This window comes from Dolichospermum sp. UHCC 0259 (genome assembly GCF_009711935.1).
GTDB lineage: Bacteria > Cyanobacteriota > Cyanobacteriia > Cyanobacteriales > Nostocaceae > Dolichospermum.
On sequence record NZ_VIKX01000014.1, the window covers coordinates 1 to 23552 of the forward strand.

Here is a 23552-nt window from a genome sequence, read left to right on the forward strand (position 1 = left end):
CTCCTATCCCTGTTACTTCCTAATTCCTTTTTAGTGGGGGAGTGTGAACAGTTACAAGTTATTTTCAAATCGTCTCATTAAAGCCGTAAATCTTGTAAATGTCCGTTCTTCTTTTTCTTTGATATATTTAATAACTGCTTGTAAACCGCGACCTGTATTACCTAATTCAGAAGGAATTTTAATAAAATCACTCTTTCCTATTTCATCGTGAAAATCATCAAGATTACGAATTTGATCATCTTTAACTAAACCTTTAAGAAAATCAGGTTGGAAGTGATAACTATATGTGTTTGCAAAATCCCCAAAAAAGTCTCTACATAATTTTTTTTCTGCTGCTTGTAGAGATGTATTATCTTCAATATCTTGTCTCAATGTCATTAAATTAGTTTGCTTATTATATCCACTGGTAATTATGTTTTCACCTGCATTATCTAGTTTTATACTTATCTTCTCTTTGCAAATAGCTGATTTTGGAAAATCTTTATTGTCAGATAACTCTATTTCATAAATAATACTTCCACTAGAGTTATTCCAAGCTATTTTAAATCCCATTGGTTCACCATCAGCTAGTCTATAGCGATGAGGATATAAGTCTCTGTGAACATTAACCCATTTTTCAGTATTTCCAGGACGACCTATTCTGACAAGTCTACAGAAATGTTGTATACCTGCTAAAAGATTAGACTTGCCCGAATTATTATTACCAATGAGTAAGGTGACTGGATGAAGGTCTATAGTAGTTAGCTTATGGGTTTTAAAGTTTTTAAGTGTAACTTGCGTAAACATAAGTTTTTTCTAGTAATGACTATCATTTTAGATTGTTACTATTAATAATACACCTGCTTGGCTACTAAAGAAAAGATGATAGATCCTTTTTCAAGAAGAATCTAATTATTTTATAGCGGTAAGTAATTGGACAAAAATATTTACAGTCATTGCGAGCGAAGCGAAGCAATCACAACCCTTGGAATTGCTTCATTTCACTTCGTTCCATATGGCTAACGCCACGCTGCGCCAACGCAATGACATTGTGTAATTAATTCTGTCTCACTACTTATCAATCCTGTAATTTAGGTTTTCGGTTTAAAAGTCGAAGCAACATGAAGTTCCTTCAATTGTTTTGCGTCTACATTTGCAGGAGCATCTGTTAACAAACAACGAGCTTGTTGAGTCTTAGGAAAAGCAATCACATCACGAATTGATTCCTCTCCAGATAACAACATTACCAAACGATCTACACCGTAAGCAATACCACCATGGGGAGGAGTGCCATATTCAAAAGCTTCTAACAAAAAGCCGAATTTACTTTGTGCTTCTTCCGTTGATAAACCAATAGCTGAAAACACCTGTTCTTGAACTTCTCGCTGATAAATTCGCAAACTTCCCCCACCAACTTCAAAGCCATTTAATACTAGATCATAAGCTTGAGCGCGGGCGGTTTTCAAATCGCTGATATCATCAGGATGAGGGGCTGTAAAAGGGTGATGTAATGCTTCTAAACGTTTTTCATCTGCATTCCATTCAAACATGGGAAATTCTGTCACCCACAGGAAGTTAATCTTATCTTTTTCAATTAACTTAAATTCCTTAGCCACAAATTGGCGAATTCTGTCCAAAGTTTTATTAACAGTGGACCTATCAGCTGCCGCAAATAATAACAAATGTCCAGCTTTTGCACCTGTTCTTGTTAATATTTCTTGCTTTTTTTCCGGTGTCAAATTATCTTTAATTGCGCCAATGGTGTCAATTTCGCCATTTTCTCGAACGCGAATATAAGCTAATCCTTTCGCACCTGCTTCTGCGGCTTCTCGGAAAATATCCCCACCTGGTTTAATGCGAACATTAGAAATGGCATCGTTACCGTTAGGAATGGGTAGAATTTTGACGATACCACCGTTAGCAACAGCTTCTCGAAAAACTTTAAAACCGGAATCTTTTAAAATGTCGGAAACATCAACTAATTCTAAACCATAGCGGGTGTCTGGTTTATCACTTCCGTAACGATTCATAGCTTCCGCGTAGGGAAGCCGAGGAAAAGGACGAGGTAAATCAATTCCTTTAACGGTTTTAAAAATATGACAAACTAACTTTTCATTGAGTTCAATAATTTCATCTTCAGACATGAAACTCATTTCCATGTCTAATTGGGTAAACTCTGGTTGTCTGTCAGCGCGTAAATCTTCATCCCGGAAACATCGCGCTACTTGATAGTATCTATCCATTCCCGATACCATCAATAATTGTTTGAATAGTTGCGGTGATTGCGGTAAAGCAAACCATTCACCTTCATTCACACGACTGGGAAGAATGTAATCTCGCGCCCCTTCGGGAGTAGAACGGGTAAGAATGGGGGTTTCAATTTCGATAAACCCTTCTAAGTCTTCCAGGTAGCGCCGCATGGCTTTGATGACTTGGTGACGCAATTGCATATTTTGCGCCATGCGTTCCCGTCGTAAGTCCAAATAACGATATTTTAACCGCAAATCTTCCCTGACTGTTTCCGTGTCTGCGGTGGAAACTTGGAAAGGTAACTGTTTACGGACGGCGTTGAGGAGTTCTATTTTATCAGCATAGATTTCGACTTCGCCTGTGGGTAGCCGGGGATTTAGAGATTCTGGGGGACGTTGGGTAACTCTACCGGTGATTGCCACAACGTATTCATTGCGGAGTGTGTTAGCTTGTTCGTAGGAGTCTGGGGTGCGCTGGGGGTCGCTGACGATTTGGACAATACCAGAGCGATCGCGCAAATCTAAGAATATCACACCACCGTGATCGCGGCGACGGTCTACCCATCCGTAAAAGGTAACAGTTTCACCAATATGTTCTTTTCGGAGTTCGCCGCAATAGTGAGTTCGCATAGTTGTTAGTTCTTTAGTTCCGGGCTAGGTTAGGTAAATGTCAAGGCTTTCCCATTATCTAGCATCAACAGTCATTGTAGTAGTTTTAGTTGAAGAAAAATCAGTTATTTTCGCCTTGGCAGTTAGAAACCGCAGCTACACAAGCAAAACCCATCTTCATGGGTTTCAAATCTTGAATTTTTTACTATAGTCCACGCAGGTGGACTTTGTCTGTGTAGACGCGGTTTCCAACCGCCGATTTGATCAACTTCTATCTATCGCGTAATTGGTGTTCAGATTGTTTTCAGAAATTACCTCTTAAAAACTGACGACACCACCGTAATTATCGTGGCACTGGCAATCAAACCAAAAGCCAAATTAACCAGTGACTGCGTAGCTTGCCTATATACCTCAAATTTCTCATTTGATTTTGCCACATCAGTTTTTAATTCTTCCAGTGAATTTAATATTTTTTGTTGAAACTCTTCTTCTGACATTTTATTTATCTCCTTAGTTAACGATTTTGATATATATTCAATAGTGTAACGCTATTACTGTGTAGACGCAGTTTTCAACCGCCCAAAAATGCCTTAAACCCCAGTCGTTGCGGAAATATCAATTAACCAGCGCACTGTTTGCGGGAAAATAATCACAATTAACAAGACAATAAACTGTAAAACCATAAAAGGAATCGCACTTTTATGAATATCTAATGTGCTAACTTCTTTAGGCGCAACACTTTGTAAATAAAACAAAGAAAATCCCACAGGTGGAGAAATAAACGCCGTTTGTAAATTCACTGCCATGACCACCCCAAACCACACCATATCAATATTTAAAGCTTGGGCTGCTGGTACTAATAAAGGCATAGCAATAAAACAAATTTCAATAAATTCTAAGAAAGATCCTAAAACAAAAATCACGATATTACTAACAATTAAAAATCCCCAATATCCTCCGGGTAAACCTATTAATAAATTAGTAATCAGAGTTTTGCCACCTAAAGCATCAAACACCAAACTAAACATCGAAGAACAGAATAAAATCATCACCACTAAAGCCGTAATCACTGCGGTAGAATGGGCAGCATCACGAATTAATTGTGGTGTGAGACGTTTATTAAAAGCGGCGAGAATAGAAGCCCCAACAGCACCTACAGCCCCGGCTTCTGTGGGAGTAGCGACACCAAAGAATATACTTCCTAACACCGCAAAAATTAAAATAATCGGGGGAACAACAGCTTTAAAAATTTGTTTAATTAATTGATTACCTTGAGGAATTACCACATCATCAGGGATCAGTGGCACTTTTTCCGGTTGAAAGAAAGCTAGTCCTAAAATATAGAGAATATAGGAAGTAGATAACATTAATCCGGGAATTAATGCCCCTAAAAATAAATCTCCCACAGAAACACCAATTTGATCACTGAGAATCACTAAAACTAAACTCGGAGGAATTAATTGAGCTAAAGTCCCGGAAGCAATAATTACTCCTGAAGCTAATTTTTTATCATAGCCATAGCGTAACATCAACGGTAATGATAACATTCCCATGACAATTACTGTAGCGGCTACGACTCCAGTTGTGGCGGCTAAAACTGTTCCTACTAAAACAACTGCTAAAGCTAATCCTCCCCTGACACGACTTAATATAATCCCGATAGTTTCTAATAACTCTTCTGCTAATCCTGACTTTTCTAGAACTGCACCCAGAAAGACAAAGAAGGGAATTGCAAGTAAGGTAAAGTTCGACATTGTGCCAAACCAACTATTAGGTAATAGTAGCAGACGCGCCGGATTAAAAGCTCCAACTACTGTACCAATAAGTCCAAAAACAATGGCTGTGCCGGCAAAGGAAAAAGCGACAGGAAAGCCACTCATGAGAATAAAGAAAAAGCCGACAAACATTAAAATCGCTAACCATTCAAAACCCATAATTTCCCCTATTCAACATTGATATTTTCTGAAGTTTCTAAACGAATTTGTTCTGCTACTTGTTGATAACCTAATAATACTGCTAAATATTTAATTGCTTGAGAAATACTTTGTAAAAGCAGGAATAATAAGGCTATAGGAACCATAGTTTTGATGGGGGCGCGTGGTAAACCATTAGCGTCAGAAGATATTTCCCAAGTTCCCCAACTACCATCACTTAATCTGCCCCAAGATTGTAAAACCGGATTTATTGTCACCCAAATACCAATTAAACAAAAGGGTATTAAAAATAAAACTGTTCCCACAAAATCAACTAAGGCGCGTTTTTTTTCACTCATATTAGTATAGAGAAAATCAACACGGACATTTTCTCCATGACGTAAAATATAAACAAATCCGAATAAGAATGTGAGAGAAAATAAATACCATTGTAGTTCTAATAAAGCATTAGAAGACAATTGTACGCCAATGAAGCGACCCATATAACGGGCGACAACATTAAAAAAACCGACTCCAATTGTTAGCAAAACTAGCCAATTCGACAACCATCCCAACTTATCAGCACAGTTGTCAACAAATTGGGAAAATTTTAATAGCTTACTGATGAAAGCAAATCTTTTTGAGTTACGCATAGAACATAATAAATTAAAGGCAAGACTTGAGAATACAGTCAGCCAGTCAGCCAAGGAATAAATTCCCTGTCTAATAGCTCACGTCTGTTAAAACAGACTCAGAAATTTTCCCAGTGTTTAGTCATCTAAAAATGACTTTTGCTATTAGTAAGGAACAGTTGTAGATCCATACTGACGGCTGAATTATTACTATTAATTAATCAATTTTTCCACCTCCAAAATATCCAAATTTGTCAATTGTGCCACTCGTTCTACAGACATTCCATTCTGTAACAAATTAATGGCAACTTGTCTTAATTGCAATTCAGCTTGTTCTGCACGTTGTTTTTCCTGTTCTGCAATTTGTTCTACTTCATCTGCTCTTTGTCGTTCAATTCCTACCATTTCCTGAGAAGTAGGAAATAATTCACCATCCAAAGTTGCCCAGCGTAACCAAGTGGCATCAACACCTCTGTAATTACCTTGCCAACGCACCAAAGCCAAATCTAAAACTTTGCTTACCAATTGATTTTTCTCATTTAGAGCAATCTGTTGATATGCACCACTATTTAGATCAAAACCGGCAAAATCATCTGGGTTAAAAGGGTCATACCAAAAATATTCAGAAACCCGCATTTGATTTTGATAAATCAATTTTTTCTGATTTTTATCATTACTAGCTGTGGTTTCTGAAAGTAATTCAATTACTACATCTGGTGGTTTTCCTTCTTCCCAAACTACCCAAGAAAGTCGTTCTGTTTTCGGCACACCTAAAACAGCAAAAAAATCTGGACCGCGAAAATCTTGATTTTTTAATTGTGCTAAACTGTAGTAGACAAACATATTGCCACCTACATATCCATCAGTCCTTTGCTCTAACCAAGGCTGAATGGTATCAATTAAAATATCCATTTGTAATTTATGTCTTTGTGTCTCCATCGGGATACCATCATCACAAGGAAGTTCTGCCTGGGTGGGTGGCAGTTTAATGCTAGGTTCAGCCAAAACAGTTTCTAACATAGCCGTTAAATTTAGTTAGAAATTACTTAATATTTTTATACTAATCGGAAATGATCAGCAATTGGTAAAATTATAAGAAATAATAAGTTTTCAGTGTATCAACACCATAAAATCAAACTGTATCAGGAAAAGTCAACAAGTCTAAAACCTTTTTTCCCCGTGCTTGATCTTAATGAAAAATTTTAACACCAACCTCCTCTGTAGTGGCTAAAATTTTACATGATTATGATATTGTGGGGAAATCTTACAGTTAGTCAATAATATTCATTTTTATGAAACGTCGAGCTATTGTTAACAGATTATCTCAAAGTGCGATCGCTGCCACCGGAGTAGCAATTGTTGGTGGTTGTCAAAAGGCACAAAATCAAGCCGCTACAGGTCAAACCGATACCAGTAACTTACCGACCGTTAAATGGCAAATGGCTACAAGTTGGCCATTGTCTTTAGAAACTATTTTTGGCGGAGCGCAGGTTTTAGCAGAGCGTGTCAAAGTTCTTACTAACGGCAAATTTATCATCGAACCCCGTGCGGCTGGAGAAATAGCCCCCGGTTTAGAAGTTCTCAATGTGGTTTCCCAAGGTGCGGTACAAGCCGGACATACTGCTGCTTATTACTATATCGGTAAAAGTCCCGCATTAGGATTTGGTACATCAGTACCATTTGGACTCAATGCCCAACAACAAAACGCTTGGTTATATGAAGGCGGAGGTTTAGCCAAACTTCAGGAAATTTACGCACGTAAATTCAATGTGATTCAATTTCCTGCGGGAAATACGGGTACACAAATGGGGGGATGGTTTCGCAACGAAGTCAAAACACTTAATGATCTCAAGGGCTTAAAAATGCGGATTCCCGGTTTAGGCGGGCAAGTTATGGCTAAATTGGGAGTAACGGTACAGACTCTTCCTGGTGGGGAAATTTTCCAAGCGCTACAAACAGGTGCTATTGACGCGGCTGAGTGGGTGGGACCCTATGATGATGAAAAATTGGGTTTAAATAAGGTCGCTAAATTTTATTATTATCCAGGTTGGTGGGAACCAGGTCCAACTCTAGAAGTACAAGTTAATTTAGACGAATGGAGAAAGCTACCACCTCAATACCAAGCAGCTTTAGAAACTGCTGCATATCAGTCGAATACAACAATGTTAGCTCGTTATGATGCTCGTAATGGTGAAGCATTGGAAAGACTATTAAAAACAGGTACTCAAGTGCGTGCTTATAGTCAAGAAATTTTGGAAGCAGCGGAAAAAGCCTCTTTTGCTTTATATGATGAATTTGCGGCTAAAGATGCCGATTTTAAAGCCGTTTATGAACAATGGAAACCTTTTAGAGATCGGATGTATGCGTGGAATAATCTCAATGAAGGTAGTTTAACCCGTTATGCCTATGGGAAGTTGAAAGCGGGGAATTGAGAGTTTCTTTGATCAGCAATTAGCCGGACTTAATAACTAGATTATGCCATTATTAGACTTGATTTAAAAGTAAAGTTGGGGTTTTTAACTAACAGTTTAGCAAAATAGGTACTAAAGAACCAAACTGTTAATACCTAGCCACAAGAAGAATCCCGATTGAATGAACCACGAAGGCACGAAAAACACGAAGGAAGATAAGGAAGAAGAAGACAGATAACCTTGCATCGGCAATAAAGTAGTTAATATAAATGGAGTTAGAAGCCTATGTCACTTGGAGATTTCAGAGCAGTATTTCTTCCTTATTGCCTTCAAAAACAACCTGACGGACGCTATACGATTCTAAATAGAAGGTATAAACCCGTTGGTTTGACAATAACAGAATTTATCAATTATGAAGACTATCCTGTGTGTGTTAATTTGAAAGGTTTAGATCCAACAACAGCAGCAAAGCTTTCTTGGAAAGGTGATCCTGACACAGATAAAATTTATCTCTACAATGATGGTTGTGTACCAACAGAAAACTCTGAAAATATGCAAAATTATCTCAAACGTTTGGAAATTCTAGCAAAGTTGAAAGTTTCATAATTACAGCAATTTCCATGTATTTGTATCACACTCTTGATATCTCTCTGTGCCTCTGCGCCTCTGCGAGAGAAAAAATGATATCTAAATTATGCCACAATAGCGAAATTAGGTAAAAGCATGAGGAGTTTTAGTTGTGCAGCATCTCAGATATCTCTAAAGTAAACACGAAAATGACCCGCTTTATACACGATCAATTCGCCAAAGATTATTTAGAAGAACTACTCAAACCATTTGGAGAAGTTCAAGCAGCCAGTCAAGTAGCTGGAGAAATCCGAGAAATAGATGTATTATTTACACCATTTCCCAATCAAACAACCAACGTAGAACTATTAGGATTATTGGGTAAATTAGCCACAACACCAGCCATATTTGAACCATTTCGCAATCCAGCATCAACAGAAGAAATCTGTGATTGTCTGTTAAAATCATTAGAAGTCAGAGGTGCATTAAGAAGAGCAGCCAAACGGGAACAAACCACCAGCGCAAAAATTGAGATTCCTAAATTGTGGATTCTCACCCCCACAGCCTCAAGAAACATCATATCAGGATTTAGCGGGATAACCCAACCAGATTCCTTACCCGGAATATACTATTTAGCAAAATCATTACACGCCGCAATTGTCGTTATTCATCAATTACCCCAAACTCAAGAAACACTATGGTTAAGACTTTTAGGTAGAGGTACAGTCCAAAAACGAGCAATTGATGAATTAGCTGCGTTACCATTAAATCAACCTTACGTCAAAATCACCTTAGAACTACTCTACAACCTCCAGAAAAACTTAAAAATCAATCAAAGTTCACAAACAGAAGATCAGGAGTTGATTATGCGATTAGCACCACTTTACCAACAAGACAGAGAACTAGCTAAACAAGAAGGAGAACAACGTCTAATTATCCGTCTCTTAAATCGCCGAATTGGGGAAATTGATTCATTATTAGTTCAAAAAGTTCAGCAATTATCTGTGGAGAAACTTGAGGAATTAGGAGAGGCTTTATTAGATTTTACTTCAGTTACAGATTTAGAAACTTGGCTGAAAAATTACCAATAAATAGCCATAATAGCAGCGATCGCTCCAGTAGTATCCACTAATTTAAAGAGCGATCGCTAGATAACCCAAATCTGCCATAATATTTGGATAATATTTTCCCCGATTACATGATATTAATGGGATCTACATCAATTGTTAGACTAACAGAAGAGTGGATGAGCGATCGCACTTCTGCCCAATCTGGTAAACTAGGTAAAGCATCAGCAGCAAACTTGAGTAATATTTGCCAGCGATAACGGTTAGCTACTCGTAAAATACTAGCAGGTGCAGGTCCCAATATCTCAAACCCTTCTTTACTGCTTAAAAATGTAGCAATAATTTGGGCTGTATTTTGGACTTGAATCGGCTCTAAACTACTTAACCGTAATAAAATTAATCTCCCATAAGGAGGATAATTCAGAGCTTGTCTTTCTGCTAACTCTGCATCACAAAAAGATTGGTAATCGTGTTTTTGCACAGCTTCAATAATCGGATGTTCTGGAGTATAAGTTTGGACAATTACCCTACCTGGATCATCCCCTCTTCCCGCCCTTCCTGCAACTTGAGTCAGAGTTTGAAATGTGCGTTCATTGGCGCGATAATCAGATAAATGCAATAATCCATCCGCCGCAACTACACCCACAAGGGTAACTTGGGGTAAATCTAACCCTTTTGTTAACATTTGTGTACCCACTAATAAATGCGCTTCACCATTAGCAAATCTAGTTAGGAGTTCACGGTGTGAACCTTTCTTTGTAGTTGTATCGCTATCAAAGCGAATTAGTTTCAAATTGGGAAATTGCTTATTTAATTCCTGTGCTACCCGTTGAGTACCACTTCCAAAAAACTTTAGATAAGGGGAACTACATTCGGGACAATGAGGAGGATGTAAACGCCCATAATTACAATAATGACAACGCAATAATTCTGGCGCTCCTGCTTCCACATGATGATATGCTAGGGAAACATCACAATGGGGACATTCCAACACATAACCACAACTACGACAAGACACAAAGGTACTATGTCCCCGTCGGTGAATAAATAAAATTCCCTGTTGTTGTTTTTCTTCTAATTGTTGCAGTGCATTTTGCAACTTTCTACTAAAAATAGACCGATTTCCCTCTTTTAACTCTCGACGCATATCCACAATTTCCACAGGTGGTAATGGCCGCGAGTTAATCCGTTCTGGTAATGATAAATATTGATGATTTCCACTTACCCAACTTTCTAAAGAAGGAGTCGCAGAACCTAAAATTAGCGGACAATGTTCTAATTCGGCTCGCCATTGAGCGACAGTGCGGGCGTGGTACGTAGGAATAGGCGAATCTTGTTTAAAGCTACTATCGTGTTCTTCGTCCAGGATAATTAAGCCTAGATTAGGTAAAGGAGCAAAAATGGCACTGCGAGTCCCGATAATAATTTGCGGTTCTCCTGTGAGCATTTGTCGCCAAGTGTCGTAACGTTCACCTACGGAAAGGGCGCTGTGATAAACATAAACTTTATTCCCAAATCTAGCGCGGAATCTGTCTGTAAGTTGGGGTGTGAGTCCGATTTCAGGAACTAAAACAAGAGCGGATTTTCCTTGTGCTAGTAATGGTGATATGGCTTGTAAATATACTTCTGTTTTGCCTGAACCTGTCACCCCATGTAACAATACTTGAGCAAATCCAGTTAAGGAATTAATCGTTTCTAAGGCGTTATTTTGGGCTGGTGTTAAAGATTTCGCCTCATCTTCCGCTACTGTTGGTCCTTTTTCTCGACGCAATATTTCCCTGTCTTCAATGATAAGACAACCTTTTTGCTCTAAACCTTTTAAAGTAGATGCTGTTGTTTTACAAACCTCTACACATTCAGTTAACCACAACTCACTACCATGATCTCCTAAAAGTTTCAAGATTTCACGTTGACGCTTAGTGAGATCCATGTATAATCCGTCATCAACCAGCGTTACTGCTTGTTTTGTTTGAGGTTTAGATTGTCTAGGTAATTCTAAATAGATTTCAACCCAGTTTCTATCCAGTAATTGTTTTTTTCCCCAATCAAAACCCTGAACTTGACGTTTAAGGTATTTAAAACTATAGTCTCCATTTGGTTGAGATTGAAGTATTTTCAGTATTTCCTGTGCAGCTTTTGAACGTAAAAACACACCTGCACCATGAGGAATATTTTCCGGTTTAAGACGCAGACGACGTTGTGATTTTCCTAATAATCCTGGTGGTAAAGCAACACGAATTACCTGAATTAAAGGCGTATAGTAATAACTAGCAACACGATTAAGTAATGTAAAATAAGTAGAAGGAAAAAATGCTTGAACGACTACATCTTCTACTTCTCGAATTTTCTCCAGTGGTAAATCTGCTGGTGGTTGAGTTAATAAACGAATAGCAACACCACCCACCTGCATTTGACGAAGGGGAACAGTTAAAATATCCCCTGGCTTGATTTCTAAATGTTCGGGTATTTTATAGGTTGATAGTAATAGGTCTGGTTCTAGTATTTCCTCAGTCTGTAGACTCTGTTCTGATATTTCATCTGTCAATAAGTCTTCTGCTGATGTCTTGTCAGTCAATAACTGCTGTTCTTGTTTCTTCTGTGTCCATTGATCTAAATATCTTGGCCGATCTACAAGCACTTCAACCCATTGAAACAACTTTGCTTGAGATTGATATAATCCTCCTGGTTCAGATACGGCTGTAACCGATGAATTTACACTAATACTATACATAACTTCTCAGCTTATAAACACATATTTTATTTACAGACAAGGTTTAATTCTATCCAAGCTAACTTAACTATATCCTTAGATTTTACCTGATGTAAATAGTATTTTACAATACTTCAATTACTCATAATACTTGATAGTGTGGAATTTATGTAATCTACCAGACAAATTATCTCCTAGCATCTGAGTAATAAATAGTTAGAAATTGACTTACATACTTGTGTCTTACATCTACCAAATCTATCTTGAGAAATACATTCAGAGAATGAGTAATTATGAGTAATAGGTAATGAGTAAGAATTCAAAATCCAGAATAAATATGAAATAAACCTGCTAGACCAATTATTATCCAAATAAGTATTATAACCCTGAAATACCTATCCTATCCGCGAATTAAGTGTTGAATTATTATTTCTAACTTCTTACGTGATTGTGTTATTAATTAAAACTTATTTTGAACTAAGAAATAAGGAAGAGAACTTTTCCACCCATTGATAGATATTAAATATTTTTTTAATATGCGATGCTTTTAAACGATAAATATTATCCGGATTGGAAGTTTCTATTTTTGTATTTTGGATTATTTAGTAAATTTTCGTAGAAATAACTCTAGTAACAAAATGGCAATTTATCCCATTCCTCTCATCATTCAAGCCGGACAAACATAGAAACTTTGCAAAAAATACACAAAAATTTAATATATAGCTTTCCTGGCTTATTTATGGAGGTGCTAAACAGACAACAGGCAACAAGCAATAGATTTTTTCTCAGATCATTTAGGATGGATATATAGGAGTGTTTATCTACATTTTGGATATTTGTTAAAGTAAGTATCAGGGGGTTTGACATATTTGCTAATTAAGAAAAAAATGAAGAATATGCCGATATATCTTCTGAAAAAGATAGGTTTTTGTAGGTGCTAAAACCAGTAATGATTATAGGTTGTATCTAGCCAGAACTAAAAATAATGGACAAATACTGATTTACCTTCCAGATGAGGAATGATCAAAAAGAGCGTCTTTTGCTAGAGAAGAAGGGTGTATTTGTCCTGAAGGGAAAACTACCCAGTCTGAAACAGACTGTTATCATTAAATTATGTACCAAACAAAGCAACCATCCCTGAAGGAAACTATGAATATTGCTGAATTGGGAACAATGGAAATACTAGAGAATATTACTGATCATGAAGAACCAACAATTGAGAGTTTAGATCAAGTAGTATATGAAGATACTGCAATTGTCGAAAACTTGGAATCAGAAGAACGCAACGGCGATGACATGGCCGCAGCCCGTCCTTCGGGATATAATAAAACCGAAAATGATGATGCTGTCGGCGCATTTTTTAAGGAAATGGCACGTTATCCACTCCTCAAACCTGATGAAGAAGTGGAATTAGCCAGACGAGTCAGATTTTTGGAAGAAGTCAAAGAATTGCAAGCAGCATTGGAATTGGAACTAGGAGCGCACCCTAGTAAAGTCCAGGTGGCTTCAAAATTGGAAATGACAGAAAAACAACTGGACAGCCGATTGTATCAAGGTAGAGTCGCCAAGCGAAAAATGATTCGCTCCAATCTCCGGTTAGTTGTGTCCATTGCTAAACGATATTTAAATCGTGGTGTCCCTTTTCTCGATTTGATTCAGGAAGGAGCAATGGGTTTAAACCGCGCTTCTGAAAAATTTGATCCCGATAAAGGATATAAGTTTTCTACTTATGCTTATTGGTGGATTAGACAAGCAATTACCAGAGCGATCGCTAATGATGCCCGAACTATTCGCTTACCAATCCATATTGTTGAGAAACTTAATAAACTAAAAAAAGCCCAACGGGAACTCAAACAAAAACTCTCTCGTAACCCAACAGAAGCCGAAATGGCTGAATCTTTGGAAATTACGGTTCACCAACTGCGTCAACTTCAACAACTGCGACGACAAGCACTTTCCCTTAACCACCGTGTCGGTAAAGAAGAAGACACAGAATTAATGGACTTGCTAGAAGATGAAGATAACCAATCTCCCGAAGCAAAAATGAACGAAAACATGATGCGTCAGGAAATTTGGGAAGTTCTAGGAGACGTACTCACCCCACGAGAGAAAGATGTCATTTCCCTCCGCTATGGACTCACCAGCAGCGAACCCTGCACCCTAGAAGAGGTAGGTAATATGTTTAACCTTTCCCGTGAACGAGTTCGCCAAATCCAAAGTAAAGCCATGCGAAAGTTACGTCGTCCCCACATAGCCAAACGGTTAAAAGGCTGGTTAGTATAAGTTGTTAGTCATTAGTCAGTTGTCATTAGTCAGTTGTCATTAGTCAGTTGTCAATTGTCAATTGTCAGTTGTTAAAAAATTAGACCTCTTAAGTATAAACTGTGAACTAATGACCAATGACCAATGACTAATGACTAATGACTAATTTAATCATCCGTTTTGCTCAACCTAGTGATGCTCATACCTTATTTGCATTAATTCAAGGACTTGCAAAATATGAAAAACTATCTGATGCTGTGACTGGTAATGCTGAAGCCCTCAAAGATCATTTATTTGGTTCACCAAAATATGTAGATGCAATCCTAGCTGAACTTGACGGTCAAGCAGTAGGTTTTGCCCTATTTTTTCATAATTATTCAACATTTCTCACCAAGCCAGGACTTTACCTCGAAGATATCTTTGTCTTGCCAGAATATCGCCGCCAAGGCATTGGTAAAGCACTTTTGGCAAAAGTAGCCCAAATAGCTTTAGAAAGGGATTGTGGACGCTTAGAGTGGAGCGTTTTAGATTGGAATGTGTCAGCCCAAGCATTTTACCGAAACATGGGCGCAGATATTTTAGACGATTGGCGGATTTGTCGTGTAACTGAAAAAGATATTCCCCGATTAGCAAATCAAAAATGAAGTTTAAAAGATCAAGGAGGAATCCGAAAATTTTACCTTTTATCCTTCATTATTAATTTCTTTTTGCTAATCGTAAATTTAAATTCACATAAATTTACCTTAAGCCTAAACCCTCAAGCTATCAATCAATTAATCGCCAATTTCCAATAATTGAGAACCAAGTTTGACAGCCTGTCGTTTGACTAATCCAACAAAATCAAATGAAAATTATAGAGGATATTTGCACGGATTCAGCCATTGTTGGAGAGAGAACACCACATGAAAAAGATTATCTCAGTATTATTACTAGGCATAGCTATCTTCACCTTTGCCTTCAGTAGTCCCGCTTTAGCCGCAGACGCTGCTAGTGGAGCCGCAATATTTAAGGCTAATTGCGCTCAGTGTCACCTTGGGGGTAAAAATTTAGTTAGTCCCGCTAAAACCTTAAAGAAAGAGGCTTTAGAAAAGTACGGTATGTACTCATCTGAAGCAATTATTGCTCAAGTGACAAAAGGTAAAGGCGCAATGCCAGCTTTTGGTAAAAAGTTAAAAGCAGAACAAATAGAAAATGTAGCTGCTTATGTCCTACAACAAGCTGATAATGGCTGGAAAAAGTAAAGTTACATCTAACTTGATGGCTTAACAATGTGCGGGGCTTTTCGCTTATTGTTCCTAATAGTTATAGCAGTATGCACTCTTTGTGAGATCCAGTCAGCAAATCGCAAAGCCTGTAGGGGCGGGGTTTCCCCGCCCTAGATTTTATTGCATCAAGCGTAATAACTGTCATATTATTAATAACTAATCATAAAATATGAGTTTATCAAGCATCACTATAGAACAGCGGGAAAAAGAGGCTGAAGCCTTAAAGACTTTCCTGATATTTAGTTTCATTGGCTCACTAGCATTACATATTGGACTACTAGCTTTAGCTATTAATAAGTTTTTCTTCAAAGTACCTGAAGTTACAAATAAACCAATTGAATTGACAATTTTGGAAACTCTCCCTCAAAAAATAATCCAACCACCAGTAGAGATAAAATCCCTCACAAAAATAAATTCTGGTGGTGGAAATGAAGGCGGCGAAATTTCCATACCAACAAAAACAACCATTAGTAAAATCAAGTCTTCTGTTGCAACTGTAAGCAAACAGCCTCAACCAAAAATTACTAATAACATTATTAGTAAACAATCCCCAATACTCACGGTTCCTAAAACTGCAAGCATATCAAATCCTGTAAAAAATCCTGTAAAAAATAACCCCATAGAAAACACAAATCCTGAACCGACAATAGCAACAATTCCGACAGAAACCAAACCAATCCAAAAATTAGATGAAAATTCAAACAACCTAGCGTCTACTCAACCCCAAGCGGAAACCAAACCTACAGAAATTCCATTATTAAAGTCAGAAAATCAACCCAATATTAGTTCTAATAATATTCCCAGCAACTCCACTACTTCCACACCAGTTTCGCCCAATAGAAAGATTTTAAATAATTTAGGTAATCGTCGCTGGAGAAATATTTTAGGTAAAGATTCCGGTAATGGTGTGGGAAATAATTCTGGTAATGGTATAGAAAACACAGCAAAGCCAGAAAATAAACCAGTAGCTACCGCACCCAAACCTCCCATCGAAAACAGTTCTAAATTGAATCGTGCGGATTGTCTACAGTGTCAAATTAAGTATCCAGAGAGAGCCAGACGGCGAGGTGCAGAAGGAAATCCAGAAGTTGCTATTGACACGGATAATAAAGGTAATGTTACGAGAGTGCGGTTAATCCGTTCCAGTGGTGATAGTGAACTGGATGAAGCGGCTCAAAAAGCTGCTCAAGAGTGGAAATTAACGCCCACAGAAGCAGGAAGAGAAGGAGTAAGAGCCTCAGTTAACTTTGCTATTAAAGGATCACAGCGTCATCGCCAAATTCAAGAACGCAAAATAGAAAAACAGCGAGAAGCTATTAAGAAAATACTTGAACAAGAAGCTTCTACTTCCACTTCTGTAGAATCACTTCAACGCAATCGAAGAAAAACAAATCCTATTATTACCGATCTTCCCTCCGAAAATACAACTAGACTAAGACAAGAATCCGCACCCTCCAAAAGTAAACCAGTTTCACCACCTCGTCAGTCTGTTGAACTTGAACAACCCAAGCAAACAGAAGAATCTCCAGCCCGTCGCCGTTCGGTTCAACCAGTAAAATCTAATACAAGCAATCAATCTAACGAAGGTAGAACCGAAAGAGTACAAAAAGGTCAGAGACGTTTAGCAGAAGTCCTCCGTCGTCGTCAAAAGTCTTCTGACTCACCACCAGCAGAATCTCCCGCACCACTAGAACCTGCAACTACATCACTAACTGAGTCTACTAGTGAATAGCACTAGTACACTGCGGTGTAAGTGAATGAACCATTTTAATGAGATACTAAACAAGTATAATTAACAATACCTTGTCCAAATCGCAAAAATTCTTAATTTGTATGTTGGGGTGTGAAACGTAAACGTATCCCTGCGGGACACTGCGTGAACGCGGAGCAATCGGTACGTTCGCGTAGCGTGGCGTTAGCCATAGTGTGGCGTATCCCTGCGGGAGCCGGAGGCATCAGCCATAACCCAACAAATGCGTTGGGTTGCGCTGTCGCTTAACCCAACCTACCAAAAATGGACAAGGTATTGATTAAACTTTGATTTTGCTCAAAATATTCGTTGCACAATTGAAAGTGATCCAAATGCAGGAAAATATTACTTTACCAGGTGATCCACTACCATTCAATTCCATATTTTATATTGAACGCCCTTCCATTGAAAGTGATGCTTATACAGAATTAGTCAAACCAGGGAGTTTGATTCGGATTAAAGCACCTCGACAAATGGGCAAAAGTTCTTTAATGTTACAGCTAATTCACCAAGCTCAAATACATGAATATTCCGTAGTTACTATAGACTTTAAACTAGTAGATACCCAAACTTTTTTGAGTCTGAATAATTTTTTACGCTGGTTTTGTGTAAATGTAGCTCGGCAGTTGTCAATTGCATCACATTTGGATGATTATTGGGATGAGGAAATTGGTAGTAAAGTCAGCGCTTTAATTTATTTCGAGAGTTATTTATTAGAGCAAATTAAAAGTCCATTAGTTTTAATTTTAAATGAAGTAGATTATGTTTTTCAACATCAACAAATAGCCCAGGATTTTTTACTTTTACTACGAAGTTGGCATGAACAAGGTAAACAAACTCCAATTTGGCAAAAACTCCGGTTAGTATTATTCCACTCCACCGAAGTTTATATCCCTTTAAATATCAATCAATCTCCGTTTAACGTTGGTTTGTCATTGAAATTACCAGAATTTACAGTCGAGCAAGTCACAGAATTAGCTAGACGTTACGAACTAGATTGGTGTGATAGTCAAGCTGTGGAAAACTTAATGTATTGGGTAGGAGGACAGCCCTATTTAATTCATCAGGCTTTATATTATATCCACCAGCAAAAAATTTCCTTAACAGAACTACTAAATAATTCTACACATGGTCAATGTATTTATAGCGCATATTTAAGAAATTTACTAAATATATTGCTACAAGATGCAGAATTATCTCAAGCATATAATCAAGTTGTAAATTCTACCAATGGCAACATAAACTTGTCGGCAAATTTGGTTTATAAATTAGATAGTTTAGGGTTAATTAAATTAAGTGGCTATAATTATCAACCTTTTTGCGAACTGTATCGTTTATTTTTTCAAAAAAGTTTACTAATAGAAAGTAATGCTATTCCGTGGGATAAATTAAAAAAAGAAAATGAAAAATTGCAATTGTTAGTTAATATTGATCAACTAACTCAAGTTGCTAATCGTAAATGTTTTGATGAAACTTTGGAAATAGAATGGGAAAGAATGACACACATCCAAGAACCTCTATCTCTAATATTAGCAGATTTGGATGAATTCAAACTTCATAATGATACTTATGGACATCAAAGCGGTGATGACTGTTTACATCAAGTTGCTCAAGCAATTAGTTCAGTAATTAAAAGTCCAGATCATTTAGTTGCCCGTTATGGGGGTGAAGAATTTGCTTTAATTTTGCCACAAATTCATGCAGGAAAAGCTATATTAATTGCTGAAGAAATTAGAGAAACAGTAAAATTATTGAGAATTAAAATTTCTGAGTTAACCACAAAAATTCAAGTAACAAACACAACTAGCTTAACTATAAGCTTAGGAATTGCCTGTATCATTCCTTCAGGAGATTTTTCTTTAAGAGAATTTTTTGAAGCTACTGATCAAGCACTGTATCAAGCTAAGAAATTAGGGCGCGATCGCAGTATTTTGAGTTCTAAATTTAAATTTGGCTATAATGAATAATAAATATTACTAATATGAATACTCATACATATCAAGTCGGTGGGAGTCTCATAAATAATGCCCCTAGTTATGTAAAAAGACAAGCAGATATAGAAATATATAACGCTTTAAAAAAGGGTGAATTTTGTTATGTTCTTAACTGTCGTCAAATGGGTAAATCATCCCTATTAGTGAGAACTAAACATCATTTAGAACAAGAAGGATTTAAATGTACAACTGTTGATATGACAAATATCGGCAGTGAGAATATTACCCCAGGTCAATGGTATAAGGGAATAACCGCCGATTTATGCCGAGGATTTAAACTTTTAGGAAAATTCAATTTAAAATCATGGTGGCAAACAGAAGATGATATTTCCTTAGTCCAAAATCTCAGCCGGTTTATTGCCGAATTATTAACTCAATTTCCTGAAGAAAAGCTAATTATTTTTATAGATGAAATTGATAGTATCCTCAGTTTAAATTTTCCGGTAGATGATTTTTTTGCATTAATTAGATACTGCTATAATCAAAGAGCAATAGATCCCGAATATCAAAGATTGACATTTGCCATTTTTGGAGTAGCTACTCCATCAGATTTAATTCAAGATGTAAAAAGAACACCTTTTAATATTGGTCAAGCTATTGAGTTAAAAGGATTTAAATTAGAAGATGTGAATTCTTTAATTAGAGGATTAGAGTTAGTGATAGCTAATCCGCACCCAGTCATGAAACAAATTTTAGATTGGACAGGAGGGCAGCCTTTTTTAACTCAAAAGTTATGTAATCTCATCACTAATTTTAACATAAATGATTATCATCTAGACTTTACTAAAGGTTATGAAGAGTTTTGGTTAAATAATATTGTTAATGAATATATTATTAAAAATTGGGAATCTCAAGACGAACCAGAACATTTAAGAACTATCCGAGATCGACTACTTTATAATCAACAGCTTGTCAGCAGATTATTGGGAATTTACCAGCAAATTTTGCAAGGTATAGAAGTTAAATCTGATGATAGTAGAGAACAAATAGAATTATTGCTATCAGGTTTAGTTATTAAACAAGCAGGATTATTAACGTTTAAAAATCGCATTTATGCCCAAGTATTTAACTTGGATTGGGTAGAAAGACAATTAGCTAATTTACGTCCTTACTCGCAAACATTTGATGCGTGGTTAACTTCTCAACAAACTGATGAATCTCGTTTATTAAGAGGACAAGCACTAGCAGATGCTCAAGCTTGGGCTTGGGATAAAAGCCTAACAAATTTAGATAATCAATTTTTAGCTAGAAGTGCAGAATTAGAACGACGAGAACAACAGCTTGTTTTAGTAGCGGAAAAGTCCAAAAATATGGAAATTCAACTACTTGAACAACAAAAAAATGCTCGATTACAAAAATTTTTATTGGCCGTAATTAGTACAGCTTTTTTAACTTCTGTCAGTTTAGGAGGAATAGCTTTCTGGTTATATCGCCAATCGCTCCAGAATGAAAAATTAGCAAAAATTAGTGAAATTAAAGCCTTAGTATCCTCTTCCAATGGTCGTTTTAAGTCTCATCAAGAATTAGAAGCAATGATGGATGCTATTAAAGCAAAAAGAGAATTACAAAAATTAAATATTAATTATCCTGAACTGGATCAACTAACTAATAATGTTCTGCGTCAAGCTAGTTATGGAGCGCAAGAACGTAATCGCTTATCAGGTGAGAATGTTAGTTTGGTTTGGGATTTAGCCTGGAGTCCTGATGGACAGAAGATGGTAATTACTAATCGAGATGAAGTTTCATTGTGGAATAAAAATGGCAAATTAATCCGTACATTTAAAGGTCATCATGCCACAGTTTCCACAGTGGCTTTTAGTCCTGATGGCAAAATTATTGCTTCCGGCAGTCTTAATAAAACTATCAAGTTTTGGTCATTAAATGGGCAAAATTTGCAAACTATCTCTGTTAATGCAGAAGTTAAAAGTATAGCGTTTAGTCCTGATGGTCAACTTTTAGCCATTGGCATGAATGATGGTAATTTAGGATTGTGGAATTTAGCAACCGAAAAACTCACTATCATTAAGGCTCATCCATTAACTATTTATAAAGTTCTTTTTACTCCCGATAGTAAAAAATTAGTAACAGGTAGTTTTGATGGCACAGCAATACTGTGGAGTCGAGACGGGAAAAAATTAGTTAAATTTAATCGTGGTAACGATGCTGTACGTGGTTTAGCAATTTCTCCTGATGGTAAGCTGTTGGCTACAGGTGGTAATAATAAAAAAATAGAAATTTGGAGTCTTGATGGTCAAAAAATCAGTAATTTTGAGGGACAATATTCGGTACTGGCGATCGCTTTTAGTGCTGATAGTCAAACTATTGCGGCTGCCAGTTGGGATAAAGTAGTGAAAATATGGACCATAGACGGTAAGGATTTACTAACTTTAGAAGGACATCAACAGGCAATTTGGGCGATCGCTTGGAGTCCTGATGGTAAAATTCTGGCTACAGGCAGTTTAGATAATAGTGTCAAATTTTGGCAATTACAAAATCCCTTACTCACAGTTTTAAGAGGTCATCAACTCAACTTAACACAAGCTGCTATCAGTCCTAATGGTAAAATTATTGCTACTACAGGTTGGGATTATGTCATCAATATTTGGCAGCGTCATGGCAAATTACTCAAAACTTTAAAAGGACATCAAAATGGCATTACCTCACTTGTTTTTAGTCCTGATGGCCAATATTTAGCAACTGGTAGTTATGATAAAACCATCAAAATTTGGAACATAGACGGCACTCTCATAGATACCCTGTCAGGACATACTGCGGGAATTGATAATATTGCTTTGAGTCCTGATGGTCAACTTCTCGCTTCTGTTAGTTTTGATCAAACCCTCCGACTTTGGCAACGAGATTATAAAAAACCCTTTAGTTTTCGCTGGCAAAAAACTATTCAAGCACATAAAGAACCTATTGTTAGTGTAGAATTTAGTCCTAATGGTCAAGTAATAGCAACTGCCAGTTATGATAAAACAGTTCGTCTATGGAATAGAGAGGGTAAACTCCTCAACACTTTAAAAGGACATAACGGCCAAGTTTTTGATGTCACCTTTAGTCATGATGGTAAATTAATTGCATCCTTAAGTGATGATCGAACTATTAAATTATGGCAAATCAATGGCAACTTATTAAAAACATTAGTAACTTCCAAAGTTGGATTGAACAAAATCAAATTTAGTCCAGATGGAAAAATGATAGCTGCTGCTAGTGAAGATAACACAATCAATATTTGGGATTTTGATGGTAAGCCAATCATTACTCTATTTGGCCATCGTGGGGTTGTGTCTTCTTTAACCTTTAGTGCTGATGGGAAAAGTTTAGTATCCGTAAGTGGCGATCGCACTGCTATTATCTGGAATTTACCCCAAATCTTTGCCACGAATGAATTAGATTATGCTTGTAACTGGGTAAAAGATTACTTACAGAATAATCAGGAATTAGAAAATTTAGAAAAAAATAATTCCCCCCAAGAGACGCATTCTGCTCGCCATTTGTGCGATCCTTAGTAAAGAGCAGAAATTAAAGAAGAGTTAAATATTAACCAAAAATAATTATGACACCGGAAGACATCGCGGGTACGTTAACAGAGTTATTTGGTGCTGAAGTTGTTAAATCTATCGCCCCTGGTTCTTGGCAAGTAGAAACTACTGAGTTTCGGTTGTTGGTGCTGCTTTCAGAAGATGATACTTGGTTGCGGGTGTTATTGCCAATTATGCCCTTGCAAGAAGCCGCAGCTTTTATAACGCAGTTTCTAGAGGCTAATTTTGATGATACTCAGGAAACACGATATGCTGTTTATGATGATGTAGTTTGGGGAGTATTTCAGCATAATAGTGGCACTTTGACTAATGGAGATTTTGCTAATGCGATCGCTCGTCTGATTTCATTATATCAAGCTGGTGTTAATGATGTTTTCAATAATTTAGTAGAAACTCGGATTCGAGAAATTATTAAAGCCGCAAAACAACAGGGACAATCTTTAGAAGCCACTATGCAAAATCTAGATCGTTTTTATGCCGAAGGATTATTAGGAGATATTGACCAAAATGCCCAGGGAAGAGAACAAGTTTTAGCAGCTTGGCAAAGGCAATTAGAACGTCTTTGGATGGAGATGTAATCGAGGTGACAGAGAAAGTTT

The 23552-nt window shown here is 37.0% G+C and carries 17 protein-coding genes; 10 read left to right on the forward strand and 7 right to left on the reverse strand.

Annotated features, from left to right (window positions below; translation table 11 throughout):
• Positions 1–51: 51 nt before the first annotated feature.
• The 6 genes from FJR05_RS01475 to FJR05_RS01500 form a co-directional block, all read right to left on the reverse strand.
• Complete coding sequence (locus tag FJR05_RS01475) at positions 52–786, reverse strand: AAA family ATPase (RefSeq protein WP_254446636.1); 735 nt, start codon at positions 784–786, stop codon at positions 52–54.
• A gap of 284 nt (positions 787–1070) precedes the next feature.
• Entirely contained in the window at positions 1071–2858 is a 1788-nt protein-coding gene (gene aspS, locus FJR05_RS01480) for an aspartate--tRNA ligase (protein ID WP_168642484.1), read from the reverse strand.
• A gap of 290 nt (positions 2859–3148) precedes the next feature.
• On the reverse strand, positions 3149–3334 hold the full coding sequence (locus FJR05_RS01485; protein WP_035081659.1) for a hypothetical protein: 186 nt from the start codon (positions 3332–3334) through the stop codon (positions 3149–3151).
• 93 nt (positions 3335–3427) lie between these two features.
• Positions 3428–4771: a TRAP transporter large permease subunit gene (locus FJR05_RS01490; RefSeq protein WP_168642485.1), complete on the reverse strand. Its 1344-nt coding sequence runs from the start codon at positions 4769–4771 to the stop codon at positions 3428–3430.
• Positions 4772–4779: 8 nt separating this feature from the next.
• The gene (locus FJR05_RS01495) at positions 4780–5403 is read right to left on the reverse strand and encodes a TRAP transporter small permease subunit (RefSeq protein ID WP_174783543.1); all 624 of its coding nucleotides are present in this window, start codon (positions 5401–5403) and stop codon (positions 4780–4782) included.
• Between the two features lie 192 nt (positions 5404–5595).
• Entirely contained in the window at positions 5596–6402 is an 807-nt protein-coding gene (locus FJR05_RS01500; protein ID WP_168642486.1) for a Uma2 family endonuclease, read from the reverse strand.
• Between the two features lie 272 nt (positions 6403–6674).
• Between FJR05_RS01500 and FJR05_RS01505 the strand changes: the two genes are divergently transcribed.
• From FJR05_RS01505 to FJR05_RS01515, 3 genes are all read left to right on the forward strand, one after another.
• On the forward strand, positions 6675–7814 hold the full coding sequence (locus tag FJR05_RS01505; protein WP_168642487.1) for a TRAP transporter substrate-binding protein: 1140 nt from the start codon (positions 6675–6677) through the stop codon (positions 7812–7814).
• A gap of 264 nt (positions 7815–8078) precedes the next feature.
• Positions 8079–8399, forward strand: a complete 321-nt coding sequence (locus FJR05_RS01510) for a hypothetical protein (protein ID WP_168642488.1) — start codon at positions 8079–8081, stop codon at positions 8397–8399.
• Between the two features lie 170 nt (positions 8400–8569).
• On the forward strand, positions 8570–9451 hold the full coding sequence (locus FJR05_RS01515; protein WP_168642489.1) for a DUF4351 domain-containing protein: 882 nt from the start codon (positions 8570–8572) through the stop codon (positions 9449–9451).
• Between the two features lie 103 nt (positions 9452–9554).
• Here FJR05_RS01515 and priA read toward each other — a convergent pair whose 3' ends face one another.
• Positions 9555–12158 carry a primosomal protein N' gene (gene priA, locus FJR05_RS01520; protein ID WP_168642490.1) on the reverse strand — a complete coding sequence of 868 codons (2604 nt, stop codon included), beginning with the start codon at positions 12156–12158 and terminating at the stop codon, positions 9555–9557.
• Positions 12159–13250: 1092 nt separating this feature from the next.
• Here priA and FJR05_RS01525 point away from each other — a divergent pair.
• The 7 genes from FJR05_RS01525 (at position 13251) to FJR05_RS01555 (ending at position 23531) form a co-directional block, all read left to right on the forward strand.
• Entirely contained in the window at positions 13251–14420 is a 1170-nt protein-coding gene (locus tag FJR05_RS01525; RefSeq protein WP_168642491.1) for an RpoD/SigA family RNA polymerase sigma factor, read from the forward strand.
• Positions 14421–14557: 137 nt separating this feature from the next.
• A complete protein-coding gene (locus FJR05_RS01530; protein WP_168642492.1) occupies positions 14558–15043 on the forward strand; it encodes a GNAT family N-acetyltransferase in 486 nt (161 codons plus the stop codon).
• Between the two features lie 258 nt (positions 15044–15301).
• Entirely contained in the window at positions 15302–15640 is a 339-nt protein-coding gene (gene petJ / locus FJR05_RS01535) for a cytochrome c6 PetJ (RefSeq protein WP_168642493.1), read from the forward strand.
• Between the two features lie 193 nt (positions 15641–15833).
• The gene (locus tag FJR05_RS01540) at positions 15834–17396 is read left to right on the forward strand and encodes an energy transducer TonB (protein ID WP_168642494.1); all 1563 of its coding nucleotides are present in this window, start codon (positions 15834–15836) and stop codon (positions 17394–17396) included.
• A gap of 350 nt (positions 17397–17746) precedes the next feature.
• Positions 17747–19381, forward strand: coding sequence for an AAA-like domain-containing protein (locus FJR05_RS01545; RefSeq protein ID WP_168642495.1), 1635 nt, complete (start codon positions 17747–17749; stop codon positions 19379–19381).
• A gap of 14 nt (positions 19382–19395) precedes the next feature.
• Complete coding sequence (locus tag FJR05_RS01550; protein ID WP_168642496.1) at positions 19396–22920, forward strand: AAA-like domain-containing protein; 3525 nt, start codon at positions 19396–19398, stop codon at positions 22918–22920.
• A gap of 47 nt (positions 22921–22967) precedes the next feature.
• Positions 22968–23531: a hypothetical protein gene (locus FJR05_RS01555; protein WP_168642497.1), complete on the forward strand. Its 564-nt coding sequence runs from the start codon at positions 22968–22970 to the stop codon at positions 23529–23531.
• Positions 23532–23552: the final 21 nt, after the last annotated feature.

Coding starts and splice junctions, on each gene's coding strand:
- FJR05_RS01530 (WP_168642492.1), top strand. CDS start 14,558: ATGACTAATTTAATCATCCGTTTTGCTCAACCTAGTGATGCTCATACC.
- FJR05_RS01510 (WP_168642488.1), top strand. CDS start 8,079: ATGTCACTTGGAGATTTCAGAGCAGTATTTCTTCCTTATTGCCTTCAA.
- FJR05_RS01485 (WP_035081659.1), bottom strand. CDS start 3,334: ATGTCAGAAGAAGAGTTTCAACAAAAAATATTAAATTCACTGGAAGAA.
- FJR05_RS01550 (WP_168642496.1), top strand. CDS start 19,396: ATGAATACTCATACATATCAAGTCGGTGGGAGTCTCATAAATAATGCC.
- FJR05_RS01525 (WP_168642491.1), top strand. CDS start 13,251: ATGTACCAAACAAAGCAACCATCCCTGAAGGAAACTATGAATATTGCT.
- FJR05_RS01505 (WP_168642487.1), top strand. CDS start 6,675: ATGAAACGTCGAGCTATTGTTAACAGATTATCTCAAAGTGCGATCGCT.
- FJR05_RS01500 (WP_168642486.1), bottom strand. CDS start 6,402: ATGTTAGAAACTGTTTTGGCTGAACCTAGCATTAAACTGCCACCCACC.
- FJR05_RS01540 (WP_168642494.1), top strand. CDS start 15,834: ATGAGTTTATCAAGCATCACTATAGAACAGCGGGAAAAAGAGGCTGAA.
- FJR05_RS01490 (WP_168642485.1), bottom strand. CDS start 4,771: ATGGGTTTTGAATGGTTAGCGATTTTAATGTTTGTCGGCTTTTTCTTT.
- priA (WP_168642490.1), bottom strand. CDS start 12,158: ATGTATAGTATTAGTGTAAATTCATCGGTTACAGCCGTATCTGAACCA.
- FJR05_RS01555 (WP_168642497.1), top strand. CDS start 22,968: ATGACACCGGAAGACATCGCGGGTACGTTAACAGAGTTATTTGGTGCT.
- FJR05_RS01515 (WP_168642489.1), top strand. CDS start 8,570: ATGACCCGCTTTATACACGATCAATTCGCCAAAGATTATTTAGAAGAA.
- FJR05_RS01545 (WP_168642495.1), top strand. CDS start 17,747: ATGCAGGAAAATATTACTTTACCAGGTGATCCACTACCATTCAATTCC.
- FJR05_RS01495 (WP_174783543.1), bottom strand. CDS start 5,403: ATGCGTAACTCAAAAAGATTTGCTTTCATCAGTAAGCTATTAAAATTT.
- FJR05_RS01475 (WP_254446636.1), bottom strand. CDS start 786: ATGTTTACGCAAGTTACACTTAAAAACTTTAAAACCCATAAGCTAACT.
- aspS (WP_168642484.1), bottom strand. CDS start 2,858: ATGCGAACTCACTATTGCGGCGAACTCCGAAAAGAACATATTGGTGAA.
- petJ (WP_168642493.1), top strand. CDS start 15,302: ATGAAAAAGATTATCTCAGTATTATTACTAGGCATAGCTATCTTCACC.